Genomic DNA, 17,299 nt, shown 5'->3' with positions numbered 1-17,299 from the left:
AATCATCATGTCGATACCCGGTCCGGTAATGTTGGACGTGGCAAGCTATGAGCTGGACGCCGAAGAGCGTGAAATTCTGGCGCACCCGCTGGTGGGCGGGCTGATTTTATTCGCGCGTAACTATCACGATCCCGCTCAACTGAGTGAACTGGTGCGTCAGATCCGCACCACATCTCATGCGCGGCTGGTGGTCGCGGTCGATCAGGAAGGCGGGCGGGTGCAGCGCTTTCGTGACGGCTTTACCAACCTACCGGCCATGCAGTCCTTTGCCGCGCTGAACAGCCCGGAGCAGGCGGACACGCTGGCACAGGAGGCGGGCTGGCTAATGGCGGCAGAGATGATGGCAATGGATATCGATATCAGCTTTGCGCCGGTACTGGATATTGGACATGTCAGCGCCGCGATTGGTGACCGCGCTTTCCATGAAGATCCCGCTATTGCGTTGCGTGTGGCGCGCTGTTTTATTGCGGGTATGCACGAAGCTGGCATGAAAACCACCGGCAAACACTTTCCCGGTCATGGCGCCGTCACCGCTGACTCACATAAAGAGACGCCGCGCGATGAGCGCGATAAGGCCACTATCCGCCAGCACGACATGGCCATTTTTCAGCAGTTGATTGATGAGAACGCGCTGGACGCGATTATGCCGGCGCACGTTATCTACGCGCAGGTAGACCCGCGCCCGGCCAGCGGCTCTTCATACTGGCTGAAGCAGGTACTGCGTACTGAACTGGGCTTTAACGGCATTATCTTCTCTGACGATTTATCGATGGAGGGAGCGGCGATTATGGGCAGCTACGCGGAGCGCGCGCGCGCCTCGCTGGATGCTGGCTGCGATATGATTCTGGTGTGCAACGATCGTAAAGGCGCGGTTAGCGTGCTGGATAACCTGCCGCCGATCAAAGCAGAGCAGGTTAGCCGCCTGTATCATCGTGGAACATTTAACCGCCAGCAGTTGCTTGATTCTGCGCGTTGGCAGCGCGCCAGCCAACAGCTGAGCGCATTACAGGCGCGCTGGCTGGAGCACAAGGCGTCGGGTAACTAACAGGAAACCCGGCAGGCTAAGTAACGGTGAGGATAGCCATGATTATTTATCTGCACGGTTTCGATTCCACTAGTCCGGGTAACCATGAAAAAGTTTTGCAGCTGCAGTTTATCGATCCTGATGTGCGGCTGCTGAGCTACAGCACACGCCATCCGAAACATGATATGCAGCATCTGCTGAAAGAGACCGATAAGATGCTGATGCTGAATGTCGATGAACGGCCACTGATTTGCGGCGTCGGTCTGGGAGCCTTCTGGGCTGAGCGCATTGGTTTTTTATGTGATATTCGCCAGGTGATGGTTAACCCTAATCTTTGGCCGCAGGAAAACATGGCGGGCAAAATCGATCGGCCGGAAGAGTATCTTGATATTGCTACCAAGTGCGTAAGTAATTTCCGCGAGAAAAACCGCGACCGCTGCCTGACGCTGCTTTCGCGCCACGACGGTATCCTTGACAACCAACGCACGGCAGAGGCGCTGCAACCCTGGTATGAAATTGTCTGGGATGAAAAGCAGCCGCATAAATTCCCCAGCCTTTCTCCCCACTTACAGCGTATTAAAGCGTTTAAAACTCTCGGCTAATGCCTGTTTAGCGGGATGATTGCCCGACAATCGCCCGCTTTTTTTATGGGCAATAATCCGACTTATTGCAGTAAAATTGATCTGTATCAAATTTGGTATGACCAACTTACCCCGCCATGTTATTCTGACTCCAGCTCGCGATTTAACATCGCAACCCTATGTTAACTAAGGTTTTTGTTAACCTTTGGTTAACTTTTGGTTTACATTTTAAGGGGGTCATTTTGACTACACCGTTGAAAAAAATTGTTATCGTTGGTGGGGGAGCCGGTGGTCTGGAGCTGGCAACGCAGCTGGGGCACAAGCTGGGTCGCCGTCAGAAAGCGGAAATTACGCTGGTCGATCGCAACCATAGTCATTTATGGAAACCGCTGCTGCATGAAGTGGCAACCGGATCGCTGGATGAAGGTATCGATGCGCTCAGCTACCTGGCCCATGCGCGTAATCACCACTTCCAGTTCCAGCTGGGGTCGCTCACCGATATCGATCGGGAAAACAAGCGGCTGCAGCTGGCGGAAATTCGTGATGCGCAGGGCGAAGTGCTGGTCCCGGCGCGTGAAGTGCCGTACGACACGCTGGTTATGGCGCTGGGCAGCACCTCGAATGATTTCGGTACGCCGGGCGTGAAAGATCACTGCATCTTCCTCGATAACCCGCATCAGGCGCAGCGTTTCCATAATGAAATGCTTAACCTGTTCCTGAAGTATTCCGCCAATGCCGACCGGCAGGGGAAAATCAATATTGCGATTGTTGGCGGCGGCGCAACGGGCGTTGAGCTTTCCGCTGAGCTGCATAACGCAGTTAAACAGCTGCACAGTTACGGTTACAAAGGGCTGGATAATCAAGTGCTGAACGTTACGCTGGTCGAAGCGGGCGAACGCATTCTGCCAGCGCTGCCGGCACGCATTTCTGCAGCGGCGCATCAGGAACTGACCAAACTGGGTGTGCAAGTGCTGACGCAAACCATGGTCACCAGCGCGGATAAACATGGCCTGCATACCAAAAGCGGCGACTTTATCGAAGCGGATCTGATGGTCTGGGCAGCGGGCATCAAAGCGCCAGATTTTATGAAAGATATCGGCGGACTGGAAACCAACCGTATTAATCAGCTGGTGGTGAAAGAGACGCTGCAAACCACGCTGGATGACGATATCTACGCCATCGGCGACTGCGCCTCCTGCGCGCTGCCGTCCGGCGGATTTGTGCCGCCGCGTGCGCAGTCGGCACATCAGATGGCTTCGAAGGCGCTGGAAAATATCCTGGCGCAAATGCGTCAGCAGCCGCTGAAGCCTTATGTTTATAAAGATCACGGCTCGCTGGTTTCGCTCTCCCGGTTCAGTACTGTAGGCAGCCTGATGGGTAACCTGATGCGTGGTTCAATGATGGTGGAAGGACGTATCGCGCGTTTCGTCTACATCTCGCTTTATCGTATGCACCAGATTGCGCTGCACGGCTACTTTAAAACCGGTCTGATGATGCTGGTGGGCAGCATCAACCGGGTGATCCGTCCACGCCTGAAGCTGCATTAATTTCCCGCAGCTAAGGCAGCCTGTGCTTCAACACGGGCTGCCTCTTTCCTGATACTCTCTGCGTTAAATAAAAAATGCGCTTAGCTCGCTGGCAACGGCCTGCGGCTGCTCTTCCGGTAAAAAATGGCCGCAGTGCGGCACCAAAATTCCGGTAACCTCTTCGGCAAAAGCGCGCAGCGGCGTAGCCATATCAGGAATCGAGCCAAATTCAGCGCTGACAGCCAGCATCGGTACTTACTCCGCCAGCAAACGCGTGTCGTAACCGGTAAGGCTACGATCGCTGCGCTGGTCTGACGAAGCGGAGCCGTGGATATGATATTTGCTCCGCGATTGTCCATAGTGAATTCCTCTGTTTTCTGGCTTACCGACATAGCAAAGATTGATTTAGAAAATTTTGTTTCCTCAACGGGACAGAAATTTCCCGGGCCCGTAAATCACGAACCGGGCGGGCGTGAAATATTTATGTGACCGGCGTGGCGTTAAAGTAAAAAAGGGAGGGGCAACATTGTTATGGGCAACGCGCTGGTGGCTAAGAACTCTCTGAAAAGCCTTTGTTTATCCGGCTTTAGCGCTTTTCCTCCCTTTATCTGATTGCTGGTTTTCGTCTGCATCTGCACAATTTTTATCAATTACCACGGCGAGTCGCGCACGCCGAGTAGGGCTTACTGCCAGGGAACCGGCAGCAGCAGGATTGCGCGGTAACATAGTCAGGAGGTTTTCCTGTGAATAAATCAATGATAGCGGGTATGGGTATTGGTGTGGTTGCTGCTCTGGGCGTGGCTGCCGTTGCCAGTATGAATGTGTTTAATCCGGCTCCCCAATACGCACAGGTTATTTCCGCAACGCCCATCAAAGAAACGATCAGGAACCCACGGCAGGAGTGCCGTAACGTGACGCTTACCCATCGTCGGGCGGTACAGGATGAGAATCGTATCGCTGGCTCAGTACTGGGCGCGGTGGCTGGCGGGGTACTGGGTCACCAGTTTGGCGGCGGGCGCGGTAAGGATGTGGCAACAGTAGCGGGCGCGCTGGCAGGCGGCTATGCCGGTAATCAGGTTCAGGGCAGTCTGCAGGATCGTGATACTTACACCACCACTGAACAGCGTTGCAAAACGGTCTACGATAAGCAGGATAAAATGCTGGGCTATGACGTCACCTATAAAATTGGCGATCAGCAGGGAAAAATCCGTATGGAAAACGATCCCGGCACCCGCATTCCGCTGGATCGGAACGGGCAGCTCATCCTTAACAGCAACGGCAATCAGGCATAAGCTCTGACAGCATTTCGGCTGGGTACGGGCAACAACCAGAGCTGACAGGCCACACCTGCATAACGAGCCTCATTATTGTGATGAGGCTCGTTTTCAGTTTTATCGCTGAGTTGGTATCATCAACTTACCTGCTTCCGATAACGGTTCTTTTCGCCAACAGACATGCTGTATTCGCGCTAACCTCCGCTTTATTTAATTGAAAGAATAATATGATGCCGTTACGAAATTTGCGGACAGAGGTAAAGGAACATACGGGAGAGTATATGGCACTTATTTATTGATGCTGATTAATTAAACAGGGTGATTATAATTAAAAATAATCAGTATTATATTATTGATATTTGCCTTAAGGTAATTTAAAACTCCGCGCGCTGCCTGATAATTAAAATAGATATAATTTATATTTTCCTGTACCCCAATCTAAATAGCATTATTTCGCGTACCCAGAAGTTCTGTTTATAAACATTTAATAAACAGCCTGCATAAATAAAGCGTATTTTCTATTTTCTGTTTTTATCAGGGTGCATAATAGCGTTTCATACCTATTTGTTTACTCTTTACGCCGCCGGAATTAATATGCAGGGCCAGAAAAAAATACGCGTATCAGCGCCATCTGTCGCTGCGCTTGTTACTTTGTTTGTTGGCGTCGTTCAGGCCGCGCCGGGTGACGAACAAATACAGCATCAGCAAGAACAGCAAAAAGCCCGCCAACAACAATTGATGCCGCAAGCGCCTGATATTCGCCTTTCTAAGCCCATACTCGTGCCTTCGCGCCTGGTTTTCCCGGACGAAACGCCTTGTTTTACCATTAAACAGGTTACGCTCTCTGGAAAAGAAACGTTACCTCACTGGGTTCCCCTGCAACGGCTTGCCGATCGGGCGACTGGCCACTGCCTGGGTGTGCAGGGCATCAATCAGCTGATGGGGACGTTGCAAAACCGACTAATCAACCACGGCTGGGTGACAACGCGTGTACTGGCGCCGCAGCAGGATTTGCGCGCTGGGGAGCTTAAGTTGCTGATAGTGGCTGGTAAAGTGCGCGACGTGACGCTAACGTCATCTTCTGCGCAGTATGCCAGTCTTTACCCCACCATGCCGGCGCACGCTGGCGCGCTGCTCGATTTGCGGGATATTGAACAGGGGTTGGAAAATTTGCAGCGTCTGCCGAGCGTGGAGGCGCATATGACGTTACGCCCTGGCGCCAAAGCGGGTGAAAGCGACATTATCATTGAACGTAAACAGCAGCGATTCTGGCGCCTGGGGTTCTGGCTGGATGATTCTGGTACGGAAAACACAGGGCGCTATCAGAGCGGCGTAATGCTGGCGCTGGATAATCCCACCTCGTTAAGCGATTTACTCTATTTCACCGCCAGCCGTGACCTGAGATTCGCTGGCAGGAAAAGCAGCAAAAATCTTTCTGGTCATTACTCGGTGCCGTTCGGCTATTGGCAATTCGGGATAACCGCCAGTGACTACGATTACCATCAGACAGTAGCCGGATACAACAATCTGGATGTGCTGTATGCCGGCAAAAGCCGCTTGCTGGATCTGCAGGTCAGTCGGGTACTGCACCGTAATGCCACTTCCAAAACGACCGCCAGCTACGATGTACTGGTTAAAGCGTCGCAAAATTTCATTAATAACACTGAAATCGCCAGCCAACAGCGTCGTACAAGCGCATGGCGGTTGGGGCTGACGCATCGGCACTACCTTGGCCCGGCGACGCTGGACGCGGGGGTGAGCTATCAGCGTGGAACTCGTTGGTTTGGCGCGCTACCTGCGTGGGAAGAAAGCTATGAGGATGATACCTGGGCCACCGCGCTCTCGAAAATCCTTACCTGGCAGGCGGCACTGACCACGCCCTTTTCGCTGGGCAACCAAAATTTCAGTTACAACATCCAATATCGTCGTCAGATGAGCAATACGCCATTAACGCCGCAGGATGAATTTGCCATTGGCAACCGATGGACGGTACGCGGATTCGACGGTGAAAGAACCCTGAGCGCCAGCCGGGGTTGGACGCTACAAAACACGCTGGCCTGGCAAACGCCGGTTCCGGCACAGGAGTTTTATCTGGGAGCAGACTATGGCGAGGTTGGCGGCAACCGTGCCACGCAGGGCGGATTGCCCGGCGGCCATCTGGCGGGTGGCGTAGCAGGCTTACGCGGCGGGATCGCACCGGCCAACATCAGCTATGACTTTTTTGCCGGTATCCCCCTCTCTAAGCCAGAGGGATTTAAAACCAATCCGGTTACATACGGCTTTAGCCTGAACTGGAATTATTGAAAACCTGCTCTCCGGGGATCGTGTCTGACAATGGACTGTGCGTATTATGAATAAACTTTGCTATCGCATTATTTTTAATAAAGTTCGTGGGATGTTGATGGTGGTGCCTGACATCGCCCGCGGAGGTTATACCCGCTTTGCCCGCAGCCGTCAGCGCAGAATGCCAGAAGTGCAGGTGCGCATTAACCCGCTCTGTTACGCTCTGTGGTTTGCAGCAGGCGTGGTCAGCCTGCCCACGCAGGCCAATATTGTCGCGGATAGCCGTGCGCCCGGAAATCAGCAGCCCACGGTTGTGTCAACGGCCAATGGCCTGCCGCAGATCAATATCCAGACGCCGAACAGTCACGGCGTTTCGCGCAACCAATACAGCCAGCTTGATGTCGATAAGCGCGGCGCTATTCTCAATAACAGCCATAAAAATGTCCAAACCAAACTGGGCGGCATGGTTGCGGCCAACCCCTGGCTGGCAAAGCAGGAAGCCAGCGTCATTCTCAATGAAGTGAACAGCCGTAACCCAAGCCAGCTTAACGGTTTTATTGAGGTCGCCGGGAAACGTGCGGCGGTAGTGATCGCTAATCCCTCTGGTATTACCTGCAACGGCTGCGGCTTTATCAATGCCAGCCGCAATACTTTGACCACCGGGCAGCCGGTAATGGAAAACGGGCAGTTGAAGGGCTTCGACGTCAACGGCGGTCGCATCAATATTGAAGGGAAAGGCTTACGAGATACGGCAGCAGACTATACCCAGATTATTGCGCAGTCGGTGACGGTGAATGCTAAATTGCATGCCGGCGAGCTGAACGTCGTAACCGGTCGAAATGAGGTGTCGGCAGAGGGGCGCGTGACCCGCGTAAAAGCGTCTGATGCCACCAGCCAGCCTGCTTATGCGCTTGATGTGGCAGCGCTTGGCGGCATGTACGCCAACAAGATTACCCTGACCGGCACTGAGCAGGGCGTTGGGGTTCGCAACGCAGGGGAACTGGGTGCAAGTGTAGGCGAGCTTCGCCTGACCCTTGATGGCAAGCTGGAGAACAGCGGCACGCTGCACAGCCATGACGCGCTGCATATCGCCAGCCAGGACGATCAACACAACAGCGGAAAGATAGGCTCACAGCAGGATGTCACGTTAACTTCAGAAGGGACACTGCATAACAGCGGGACGATTATTGCTGCAGGAAATAACAGACTCACAGCACAGGGTATTAAGAGTAGCAGCGAAGGAACCTTGGCGGCAGGCGTTGACAACAGCGGCGCTCTGACGCAGCCGGGAAATCTGGTGCTCACCAGTCAGGGAGAGCTGCAAGCGCAGGGGCAAAACCTGGCGCGTGATGGGATTTTGGTTCAGGGAGCCAGGGTCGATCTGAGCGGAAGCCAGACAACAGCGGGAAATATTGCGCTGACTTCTACGCAGGGAGATATCACCACCTCGGCTGCCACGCTAACGGGGAAAAATCTTCGCGTGCAGGCGGCTACCCAACTGACCAATAAGAAAGGCAAGATCGCTTCGGACAGCCTCAGCGTTACGGCAAAAAATATTGATAACGAGGGCGGCCTGCTGCGCCAGCAAAATCGTGAGACGCTGATCCTGAATACCGGATCATTGCTTAACAATCAGGGAACGATCGTTAACGAAGGTGATACGCACCTTCAGGCGCAAGACATTGAAAACCGCAGCGGGTTGATCGCCGGCAACGGGCATGCCCTCACGCTTGATGCAGAGCGCTTAAATAACCAGCAGGGCAGTATACAGCTGGCGGGCAACGGGAGATTAACGGTTAACGCTGGTCAGCTTGAGGGCGCGCAGGGCAACCTATTATCGGCTGGCGCAATGACCATAAAAGGCGACCATCTCGATTTATCCCACGGGCAGACACAGGCGGAGTCGCTAACCTTGACCGGGAAGACGCTTGATCACCATCAGGGTCTGCTCAGTCAGCGGGGCACAGGAGAGATGGTTCTTGCGCTTTCCGACGCAGTGGATAACCAAAATGGACGTATTGAAAGCGGCGGCAGCCTGAATGTGACGTCAGGCAACCTGAATAACCGCCGTGGCACGCTGCTGGCGGCGGACAAAGGCGATCTGCAACTGCATGCCCGCCGCGATCTGAACAATGCTCAGGGCAAGCTGCTGGCGGGCAATAACCTGCAACTATCCGCCGCCACGCTGCAAAACCAGCAAGGTCTGGTTGCCGCAACACACGGAGAGGCCCGTCTGACGACCCAGGAGAAGATTGATAATACCCAGGGACGTATTGAGGCTGCGCGGCAGTTGACGGCTCAGAGTCAGGGCCTGAATAACCGTGACGGTATATTGCTGGGCGGCGATCTGGCCGTGAATACACAGCAGGGCGAGTTAACTAACGCCCGCGGTAAGCTGGTGGCGCAACAGAACCTGAATTTCACAGGTGGTAAGGTAGATAACACCGCAGGCCTTATTCAGTCCGGTAAGGATTTGCTGATAGATACCCAGGGTCAGATGCTGGTCAACGCGGAGAGCGGCAAGGCGGGCATTCTGAGCGGCGGCACGCTCTCCGTCACCAGCGGTGCTATTGATAACCGTCGTGGCTTGATCGCTGCGTCCGATGCTGCACATCTCACCAGTGGCAATCTAACGAATACCGATGGCACGGTGCTTTCAGAACAGGCGCTTACCCTTGATACCGGTGCGCTAAATAACCAGCGCGGCCTGCTACAGTCGGCAGAAAAATTGACGCTCGATACCCGTGGTGAGACGCTGAACAATACGGATAGCGGCGATCGGGGCGGTATTGTGGCGCGGGGGGATGTGCGCCTGAAAACCGGTCAGATTGAAGGCAGTAAAGGGGTCATCCAGGGACGAAATGTTGTTATCGATACGCAACAGCATGCGTTTAATCATCAGGAAGGGGTGCTCAGCTCGCAAGGGGGCTTACAGCTGGACAGCGGCAGGTTTAATAACCAGGCCGGACGTATTCAGGCTGAGGGGGAGATGCAGCTTAATACCCACGGCGAGGCCCTGATTAATCAACAAAGCGGGCCGGAAGGCGGCATTATTGCGGGCGGTGATGTCATCCTGACTAGCGGCGAACTGAATAATGATGCGGGCATGCTGGCCTCAGCGGGGGATATGCAGCTGAACAGCGGTACGCTGGCCAATAGCGACGGCATCCTGGCTGCAGATAAGGCGCTGACGTTGGTGACCGACCGCCTGGATAACGGGCGTGGTTTGCTGCAGGCGGGGGGCCAGCTCTCTCTTGATACGCAAGGCGCGAAGTTGATCAATACCGATAGCGGCGATACCGGCGGTATTATAGCCGGTGGCGATCTACAGCTATCGACTGGACAAATCAGCGGCGACCGTGGCGCAATCTTTGGGCAGAACGTCATTATCGATACCCATCAACAGGCTTTTGATAACCAGCAGGGAAAACTGGGTGCTCAGGGCATCCTGCAACTGAATAGCGGTACGCTGAATAATCGCGCAGGAGAAATTGCCTCTGCTCAGGAGCTCCAGTTGGATACGCATGGCAATCTCCTGGCCAATCGGAATGGACGGCTGATCGGCGGTGACAGGCTGATAATCCATGCGGGAGAAATCGATAATCAAAATGGTCGGCTTACCGGTCAGCGCGCGGCCGACATTATCGGGGGTAACGTTAACAACCGTGCGGGTACGCTGGCTAGCGGCACCGGATCGCTGACGCTGACGGTGGGCGAGATGCAAAACCAGGGCGGGCTGCTGCAGGCGGGAAGCGATCTGACGCTTGATACGCAAGGTCACACGCTGATCAATACCCAGAGCGGTGACCAGCGCGGCATTGTCGCGCTGAATAATCTTGATTTGCACAGCGCGGACATTAACAATCAGGGCGGTTTTATCGCAGCCGGAAACCGGGCCATACTGACAGCGGATAAATTGAATAATGTCCTGGGGCAGGTGGCGGGCAACGGTGGGCTGACCTTTAACGGTCAGGCTGTGGATAACACTGACGGTAAACTGCAGTCGGCGGGTGATGTTGCGATCGATACCGCGGGGCAAAGGCTCGTTAATCAGCGTGGCCTGATTGCCGCATCGGGAGATGCCCATATCGGGAGCGGATTGCTGGATAACCAACAGGGGCAGATTCAGAGTGGAAAAGATCTGACGCTGAACCCCGGCGCGAACCGGCTGCTCAACCAGGGCGGCAGGCTGCTTTCTGCGGACACGCTGACACTGACGGCGGGTCAGCTTGATAACCAGTCGGGGCAAGTACAAAGTATCGGTACAGGACGCCTTGTTCTTGCTCAGCAGCTTGATAATAGCGGTGGATTCATACATGGCGGTCAGGGGCTGGATATCATCACGCCCTGGCTAATAAACCGTGACACGGGGCTGGACGGTAAAGGCATTGAGGGAGCAGCGCTGACGCTACAGACGAATAAGCTGGACAACAGCCAGGGCGCACTGCGGGCAGCCGATCAACTGGAACTGACCGTGCAGCAGGAGCTGGAAAACGTCAATGGTCTTATCTCATCCGCAGCGAGGCTAATCGTTCAGGACGCAGCTCAAGGCCAGACGCTGAAGATCAACAACCGCCAGGGAACGTTGATTGTTGATAAAGAGGGGCAGATCAGAGCCGCTTCTCTGAGCGGAGATGGACAGGTACTGTCAAAGGGCAACCTGGGTATAACCCTCAACGGGGACTTCCATAATGTGGCTGACGTGAAAGCCAACGGTACGCTGCAACTCACGGCGAAAGGTGACGTGACCAACGAGAGCACCATCGGCGCTCAGCAGGCGCTTTTTCTCAGTGCACGCAACATCGACAACAGAGCGACGGGCGAGATCAGCGCCCAGGACACGCACGTAAAAGCTGCTAACAACCTGAACAATACCGGACTGATCGATGGCGCGCTGACACATCTGGTGGCAAACGTACTGAATAATACCGGCACGGGACGTATTTATGGCGATCATATCGCCATGGCGGTCAGCATACTGAATAACCTCAGTGAAAATGGCAAAGCGGCCGTTATCGCCGCGCGCGAGCGTTTTGATATCGCTGCCGGCACCATCAACAATCGTCATCACGCCCTTATTTACAGTGCGGGAGATATGCAGTTCGGCAGGCAACTGGATAACCATTATCACGCCACCGGACAGGGAGAGCAGCTTAATAACGCTGGCGCGACTATCGAGGCGGGACGGAATGCCTCTATCGCGATGGCGGAGGTAAACAATTCCAACAACCAGCTGACGACCACAACGGTAACAACCGAGAACGCCCGGCATCACGAGGCGGCATTAAAAGGGCACGCCGATCGTTTTGACTGGGGAAAAGTGGATACCAGCCATAAAAACAAGTATGGAGTTCACAAAGCCATTATGCCGGACGGTACCAGCGGCAGTGAATTCTATGAATACAGCTACCAGCGTGTTGTCCAGGAAACTCAGGTCAAAGAGAGCGATCCGGGCAAAATTCTGTCGGGCGGGAATATGTTCTTTACCGCCGATCGTCTGGCTAACCATGACAGTCAAATTCTGGCTGGAGCCACGCTGGGTGGTCAGATAGGCGAACTGGATAATCAGGCCACTAAAGGAACGCGCGTCACAACCGATAACGGAACCGTAAGACGTTGGTATGCCAAAAAAAAGAAAAGGAAATTAGGCGGTACCAAAACTTCGCAGGGCAAAAGCACCAGCAACTATCGCCCGGCGGCAGTTACGCAAACTATCGATCTTAATACCCTGTCATGGCAGGCGAATACCACCGCGCAGGGTACGGGTTACCAGACCGGTAACCGGCAACAACAGGGGGTGGCTACTCAGGCTGGCGCTGTCAGTGCGGTTAACATGCCGCAGACGGCAATGGCGGTAGCGTTGCCGACCCATAACGAACCGGCCACCTCACCGGTGATAAATTCGCCGCGTCACAGCAGCGCCGCCACGCTGGACAGCATCAAAGATCGCCCCCTGGTATTACCCGCGGGAGAGCAGTTTTCCCTGACGCTGCCAGCTACCGTGGCGGACGGGCAATCCATCAGGCCGGTTATCCGCACTATTTCACCGAACATCCACCTGCCAGATAACAGCCTGTTCGCACTACAGCCCGCCAGCGACAGCCACTATCTGGTGGAAACCGATCCGCGCTTTGTTAATCAGAAGACCTGGCTGGGCAGCGACTATATGCAGAACGCCCTGTCAGCGGACGGCAGCCAGACCCTCAAGCGGTTGGGGGACGGCTATTATGAACAGCGCCTGGTGCGGGATCAGATCGTTCAGCTTACCGGCAATCGCTATATCAGCGGCTATCACAGCGACGAGGAGCAATTCCGTGGACTGATGAATAACGGCGTGGCTTTTGGTGAAAGATATCAGCTTGAACCGGGCGTGGCGCTGACGCCTGCGCAGATGGCGCTGCTGACCAGCGACATCGTCTGGCTGGTTAATCACAAGGTGACGCTGCCGGACGGTACGCAGCAGACTGTGCTGGTGCCGCAGGTCTATGCGAAAGTGAAAGAGGGCGATCTGACCGGCGACGGCGCGTTGCTCGGCGGCGGCGACGTAGCTTTTGATGTTCAGCGGGATATGACCAACAGCGGCACCATTCACGGGCGTGAGGTGACGCAGCTCACTGCGCAGACGCTGGCTAACAGCGGCTATATCGGTGGCAATCAGGTCAGCCTCACCGCTCGCCAGGATATTATCAATACAGGTGGTACGATTGGCGGCGATAAGCGAGTTTCACTGCTGGCCGGACGCGATATTACCAGCCAGGCGACGCTGCGCGGTGAGGGTGCCGATCGCTGGATGGATCGCCCGGCGGGTATTTATGTACAGGCGCCGGACGGCGCGCTGACGCTGAGCGCGCTGAACAACATCACGCTTACGGCCAGTGACCTCGGCAATGCCGGGAAAAGCGGCACCACCCGGCTCGAGGCAGGTAATGATCTGACGCTGGACACCCTGACAACACGCCACAGCGAGAGCGATAGCTGGGGAAGCGACAACTATCGCCGCCTCACGCAGCAGACGGATGTGGGAACGCATATTACCACCGCCGGGGATCTGCAGCTCAGCGCCGGACGCGACATCCGTACCCACGCGGCTGACGTCATGGTGGACGGCGCGCTGAGTGCTGCTGCCGGGCGTGATATCGCGCTGAACACGGGCAACAGCGTGACCGACCTGACCGAACACAGTAAACAGAGCAGCAGCGGGCTGCTGTCGCGCAGCAGCCTGGAAACCCATGATGCACTGCGCGATCGTCAGGGGATCAGCACCACCTTCAGCGGGGAGAGCATACAGCTGCAGGCGGGGCGGGATATTGCCGTCACGGGCAGCAACGTCACGGGGACGCAGGATGTTGGTCTGGTGGCGGGGCGTGATCTGCATGTAACCACCGCCGCAGAATTCCGCGAGGAAAATCATCAGCGTGAGGAGAAAACATCGGGCCTGATGGGGACCGGTGGTATCGGCTTCACCATCGGAAAAGCATCGCAGAAAAGCACCACCGACGCGACCGGCACGTTCAGCAAAGGCAGTGCGGTCGGCAGCAGCGACGGCAGCGTGATCCTCAGCGCGAATAATCAACTTAAGGTACACGGCAGCGATGTTATCGCCGGTAAAGATCTGACGCTGAGTGGCAGCGATGTCGCGGTGAGCGCGGCGGAAAACAGCCACACGGCGCTGACAAAAACCGAACAGAAGCAGAGCGGGCTGACGCTGGCCCTCTCCGGCACGGTGGGTTCGGCGCTCAATTCCATGACACAAATGGCGCACGCCCTGCAGGAGAGTGGCGATGACCGCCTGAAGGCTCTGCAGGCGACAAAAATGGCGCTGACCGGCGTCCAGGGCTTACAGGCGTACCAGATAGATGGGGCCAGTACCGACGCGGCGAACGCCGGAAACAGCGCGGCGGGCCTGGCACCAGGAGATAAAGGCGCAGAGCAGGGCGCGACGGAGACGGTGGGCATCAGCCTCTCCTATGGCAGCCAGTCGTCGAAAAGCGAAACTCGCACGGAAAGCCACCAGGCGCAGGGCAGCACGCTGGGCGCGGGCGGCCACATGAAAATAACCGCCACGGGAGAAGACGCGAAGAGCCGGGGCGATATCCGCGTGCAGGGCAGCCAGCTGAAGGCGGGCGGTGATATGGCGCTGACGGCGAGGAATGATATGAGCCTGCTGTCGGCAGAGAACACGGAGCGCACCGACGGAAAAAACAGCAGCCAGGGCGGCAGTCTCGGTGTGGGTCTGACGGCGGGATCCGGCGGCTGGGGCATCAGCGTGTCGGCCAGCGTGAACGGCAGTCGGGGCCGGGAGAACGGCAACGGTGTGACCCATACAGAGAGCGTGCTGGAGGCGGGCGAGGCGCTGAGCCTGAAGGCCGGACGCGATACCACGCTGCGGGGTGCGCAGGTGCGTGGCGACAGCGTGAAGGTGGAGACCGGGCGCAATCTGACGCTGGCCTCAGAGCAGGACAGTGACCGTTACGACAGCAAACAGCGGAGCGCCAGCGCGGGCGGCAGCTTTACCTTTGGCTCAATGACCGTCTCGGCCAGCGTGAACCTGAGCCGTGACAACATGCACAGCCACTGGCAGAGCGTGGCGGAGCAGACGGGCGTCTTTGCCGGGAAAGGCGGCTTTGATATCCTCACCGGCCAGCACACGCAGCTGGACGGGGCGGTAATGGCCTCGACGGCAGACGGCAGCCTGAACAAACTGGACACCGGCACGCTGGGCTTCAGCGACATTCATAATCACGCAGACTATAAGACGCAGCATCAGAGCGTGGGCTTCAGCACCGGGGGCAGCATTGGCAGTCAGTTTGCCGGAAATCTGGCGAACGGGATGCTGGCGGGGCTGAACAGCAGCGGCCGCGCGGACTCGGTGACGAAAGCGGCGGTAGGTGAAGGCCGCCTCGTGATACGTGACCAGGCAAAGCAGCAGCAGGACGTGACGGCGCTGAGGCGTGACACGGCGGGAGCGAACCCGGGGCTGGAAAAAATCTTCAGTAAGGAGAAGGAACAGCGGCGACAGCAGCAGGCGCAGCTCATCGGGGAAATCGGCAGCCAGGCAGCGGATATCGCGAGGACGCAGGGCGAACTCGAAGGGCTGAAGGCGAAAACGGACCCGGCGGCGCTGGCGGCGGCGGGAGAAGCGCTGGCCGGGAAAGGCAACCTGAATCCTGCCGCCAGTGAGATAATGCAGCAGGCTTATAATACGGCGATGGCGCCTTACGGCACGGGAAGTGCGCTGCAACAGGGGATGCAGGCGGCGACGGCAGCGATACAGGGGCTGGCGGGGGGCAATATCGGTCAGGCTGTCAGCGGTGCGGCAGCGCCGTATCTGGCAGAGAAGATACATAAGCTGACGGAGGGCAATCAGGAAGCGAAAGCGATGGCCCATGCGGTTGTCGGGGCGGTAGCGTCGTATGCGTCAGGCAACAGCGCGCTGGCGGGAGCAGCGGGAGCGGTGAGCGGCGAGCTGATGGCGCAGGTGGTGATGAAGCAGCTGTATCCGGGTAAGGAAGTGGATGACCTGACGGAGACGGAAAAGCAGAAGATCAGCGCGCTGGGTACGCTGGCGGCGGGCCTTGCCGGCGGCCTGGCTGGTGACAGTAGCGGTAACGCGGTGGCCGGTGCGCAGGCCGGGAAGAACGCGGTTGAGAATAATGCGCTGGGCAGTGTGCTGGCAGCGGCAAATAAACAGAAACCCGGAACCGTAGCTAATTACGAATCGGGAACACAGGCAGCAATAAAAGAAGCCTGTAGTGGCGGAACCCCAATATCCTGTGAAACGGCGATGGCTGCGGTAGGAAGTGCAATAGCCTGGCCGCTGTTGCCGGGAGCCGCCGCGACGACCAGTCTGATAGGCGCCGGTGCGAATGCGGGAGTGGGCTTGCTGATAAATGGTGAGGTTAACCCAAACGATGTCATCCTGGGGTACTGGACAGGTGCATTTACGGCGGGAACCGGGCTGTGGGGGACGATGGGTGTGAATGCAGCCAGTGGAGCCACATCCAGTTACCTGAAGGGAGATGACCCGCTGAAAGGTGGGGTGATGAGTGGTGCAGCTTCGGGGCTGGGTTATGGTGCCGGTAAAGTGCTTCAGGGTCAGCTTGATAAGGTGCTTAATCCAAACTGGAAGAGCTGGGAGTGGGTTGATGTTGGTATGGGGGTATCTAAGCCTATGCCATTAGATCCGGTGCCGGGAGTTGTCGGAAATATGGGTAGTTCTGCCTCTACAGAATATATAAATGATCGAACAGGAAAATATTTGAATGATAAATCAGGAGATAAGAAATGAAATCTTCTGAACATCAAAAGATCTTGATGCTTTTAATATATATGGTGCTTGGTAGTGCTGCTAGTGTTTTTATAACTATATTATCTATGTCGTTACTAGTGGATATATATCTATATATGACAGAAGAAATAAATTTTGATTTATATGTATATGATTTTGTTAAAATTTTAAAAGTGAGTTTTTTCTGTGGTTTTATAGGGGGCGGCGGCTGTTGGACACTCTATTATCGAAATTATAGAAAAAATAGATAATAGTTGTTGAGAATAATGCGCTGTCCGGCCTGGAAGGCTTTGGCACCGGTTTCCTGAATAATGTTCAGGCTC

At 55.8% G+C, this 17,299-nt stretch carries 7 protein-coding genes and 1 pseudogene; 7 read left to right on the top strand and 1 reads right to left on the bottom strand.

The features are described 5' to 3' along the window. Positions 1–7 precede the first annotated feature (7 nt). The 3 genes from nagZ (at position 8) to ACQE32_RS07240 (ending at position 3,152) form a co-directional block, all read left to right on the top strand. Entirely contained in the window at positions 8–1,045 is a 1,038-nt protein-coding gene (gene nagZ, locus ACQE32_RS07250) for a beta-N-acetylhexosaminidase (RefSeq protein ID WP_427021571.1), read from the top strand. A gap of 38 nt (positions 1,046–1,083) precedes the next feature. Then, entirely contained in the window at positions 1,084–1,626 is a 543-nt protein-coding gene (gene ycfP / locus ACQE32_RS07245) for an alpha/beta hydrolase YcfP (protein WP_426974361.1), read from the top strand. Between the two features lie 221 nt (positions 1,627–1,847). Continuing rightward, entirely contained in the window at positions 1,848–3,152 is a 1,305-nt protein-coding gene (locus ACQE32_RS07240; RefSeq protein ID WP_426974362.1) for an NAD(P)/FAD-dependent oxidoreductase, read from the top strand. 63 nt (positions 3,153–3,215) lie between these two features. Here the strand turns inward: ACQE32_RS07240 and ACQE32_RS07235 are convergent. Continuing rightward, positions 3,216–3,386 (bottom strand): annotated as a pseudogene (locus ACQE32_RS07235) (alpha/beta fold hydrolase); the annotation flags it as partial. 488 nt (positions 3,387–3,874) lie between these two features. Here ACQE32_RS07235 and ACQE32_RS07230 point away from each other — a divergent pair. The 4 genes from ACQE32_RS07230 (at position 3,875) to ACQE32_RS07215 (ending at position 17,227) form a co-directional block, all read left to right on the top strand. After that, positions 3,875–4,423 carry a glycine zipper 2TM domain-containing protein gene (locus ACQE32_RS07230; RefSeq protein ID WP_427021570.1) on the top strand — a complete coding sequence of 183 codons (549 nt, stop codon included), beginning with the start codon at positions 3,875–3,877 and terminating at the stop codon, positions 4,421–4,423. Positions 4,424–4,999: 576 nt separating this feature from the next. Further along, the gene (locus ACQE32_RS07225) at positions 5,000–6,709 is read left to right on the top strand and encodes a ShlB/FhaC/HecB family hemolysin secretion/activation protein (protein ID WP_427021569.1); all 1,710 of its coding nucleotides are present in this window, start codon (positions 5,000–5,002) and stop codon (positions 6,707–6,709) included. Positions 6,710–6,755: 46 nt separating this feature from the next. After that, on the top strand, positions 6,756–16,976 hold the full coding sequence (locus tag ACQE32_RS07220) for a hemagglutinin repeat-containing protein (protein ID WP_427021568.1): 10,221 nt from the start codon (positions 6,756–6,758) through the stop codon (positions 16,974–16,976). Next, positions 16,973–17,227: a hypothetical protein gene (locus ACQE32_RS07215; RefSeq protein WP_427021567.1), complete on the top strand. Its 255-nt coding sequence runs from the start codon at positions 16,973–16,975 to the stop codon at positions 17,225–17,227. Before ACQE32_RS07220 ends, ACQE32_RS07215 begins: the two co-directional genes overlap by 4 nt. Positions 17,228–17,299 lie beyond the last annotated feature (72 nt).

This window comes from Pantoea sp. FN0302, assembly GCF_050113775.1.
Taxonomy (GTDB): domain Bacteria; phylum Pseudomonadota; class Gammaproteobacteria; order Enterobacterales; family Enterobacteriaceae; genus Mixta; species Mixta alhagi.
Note: the sequence above shows the minus strand (reverse complement) of the source record. Positions and strands in the feature narration are given on the sequence as shown.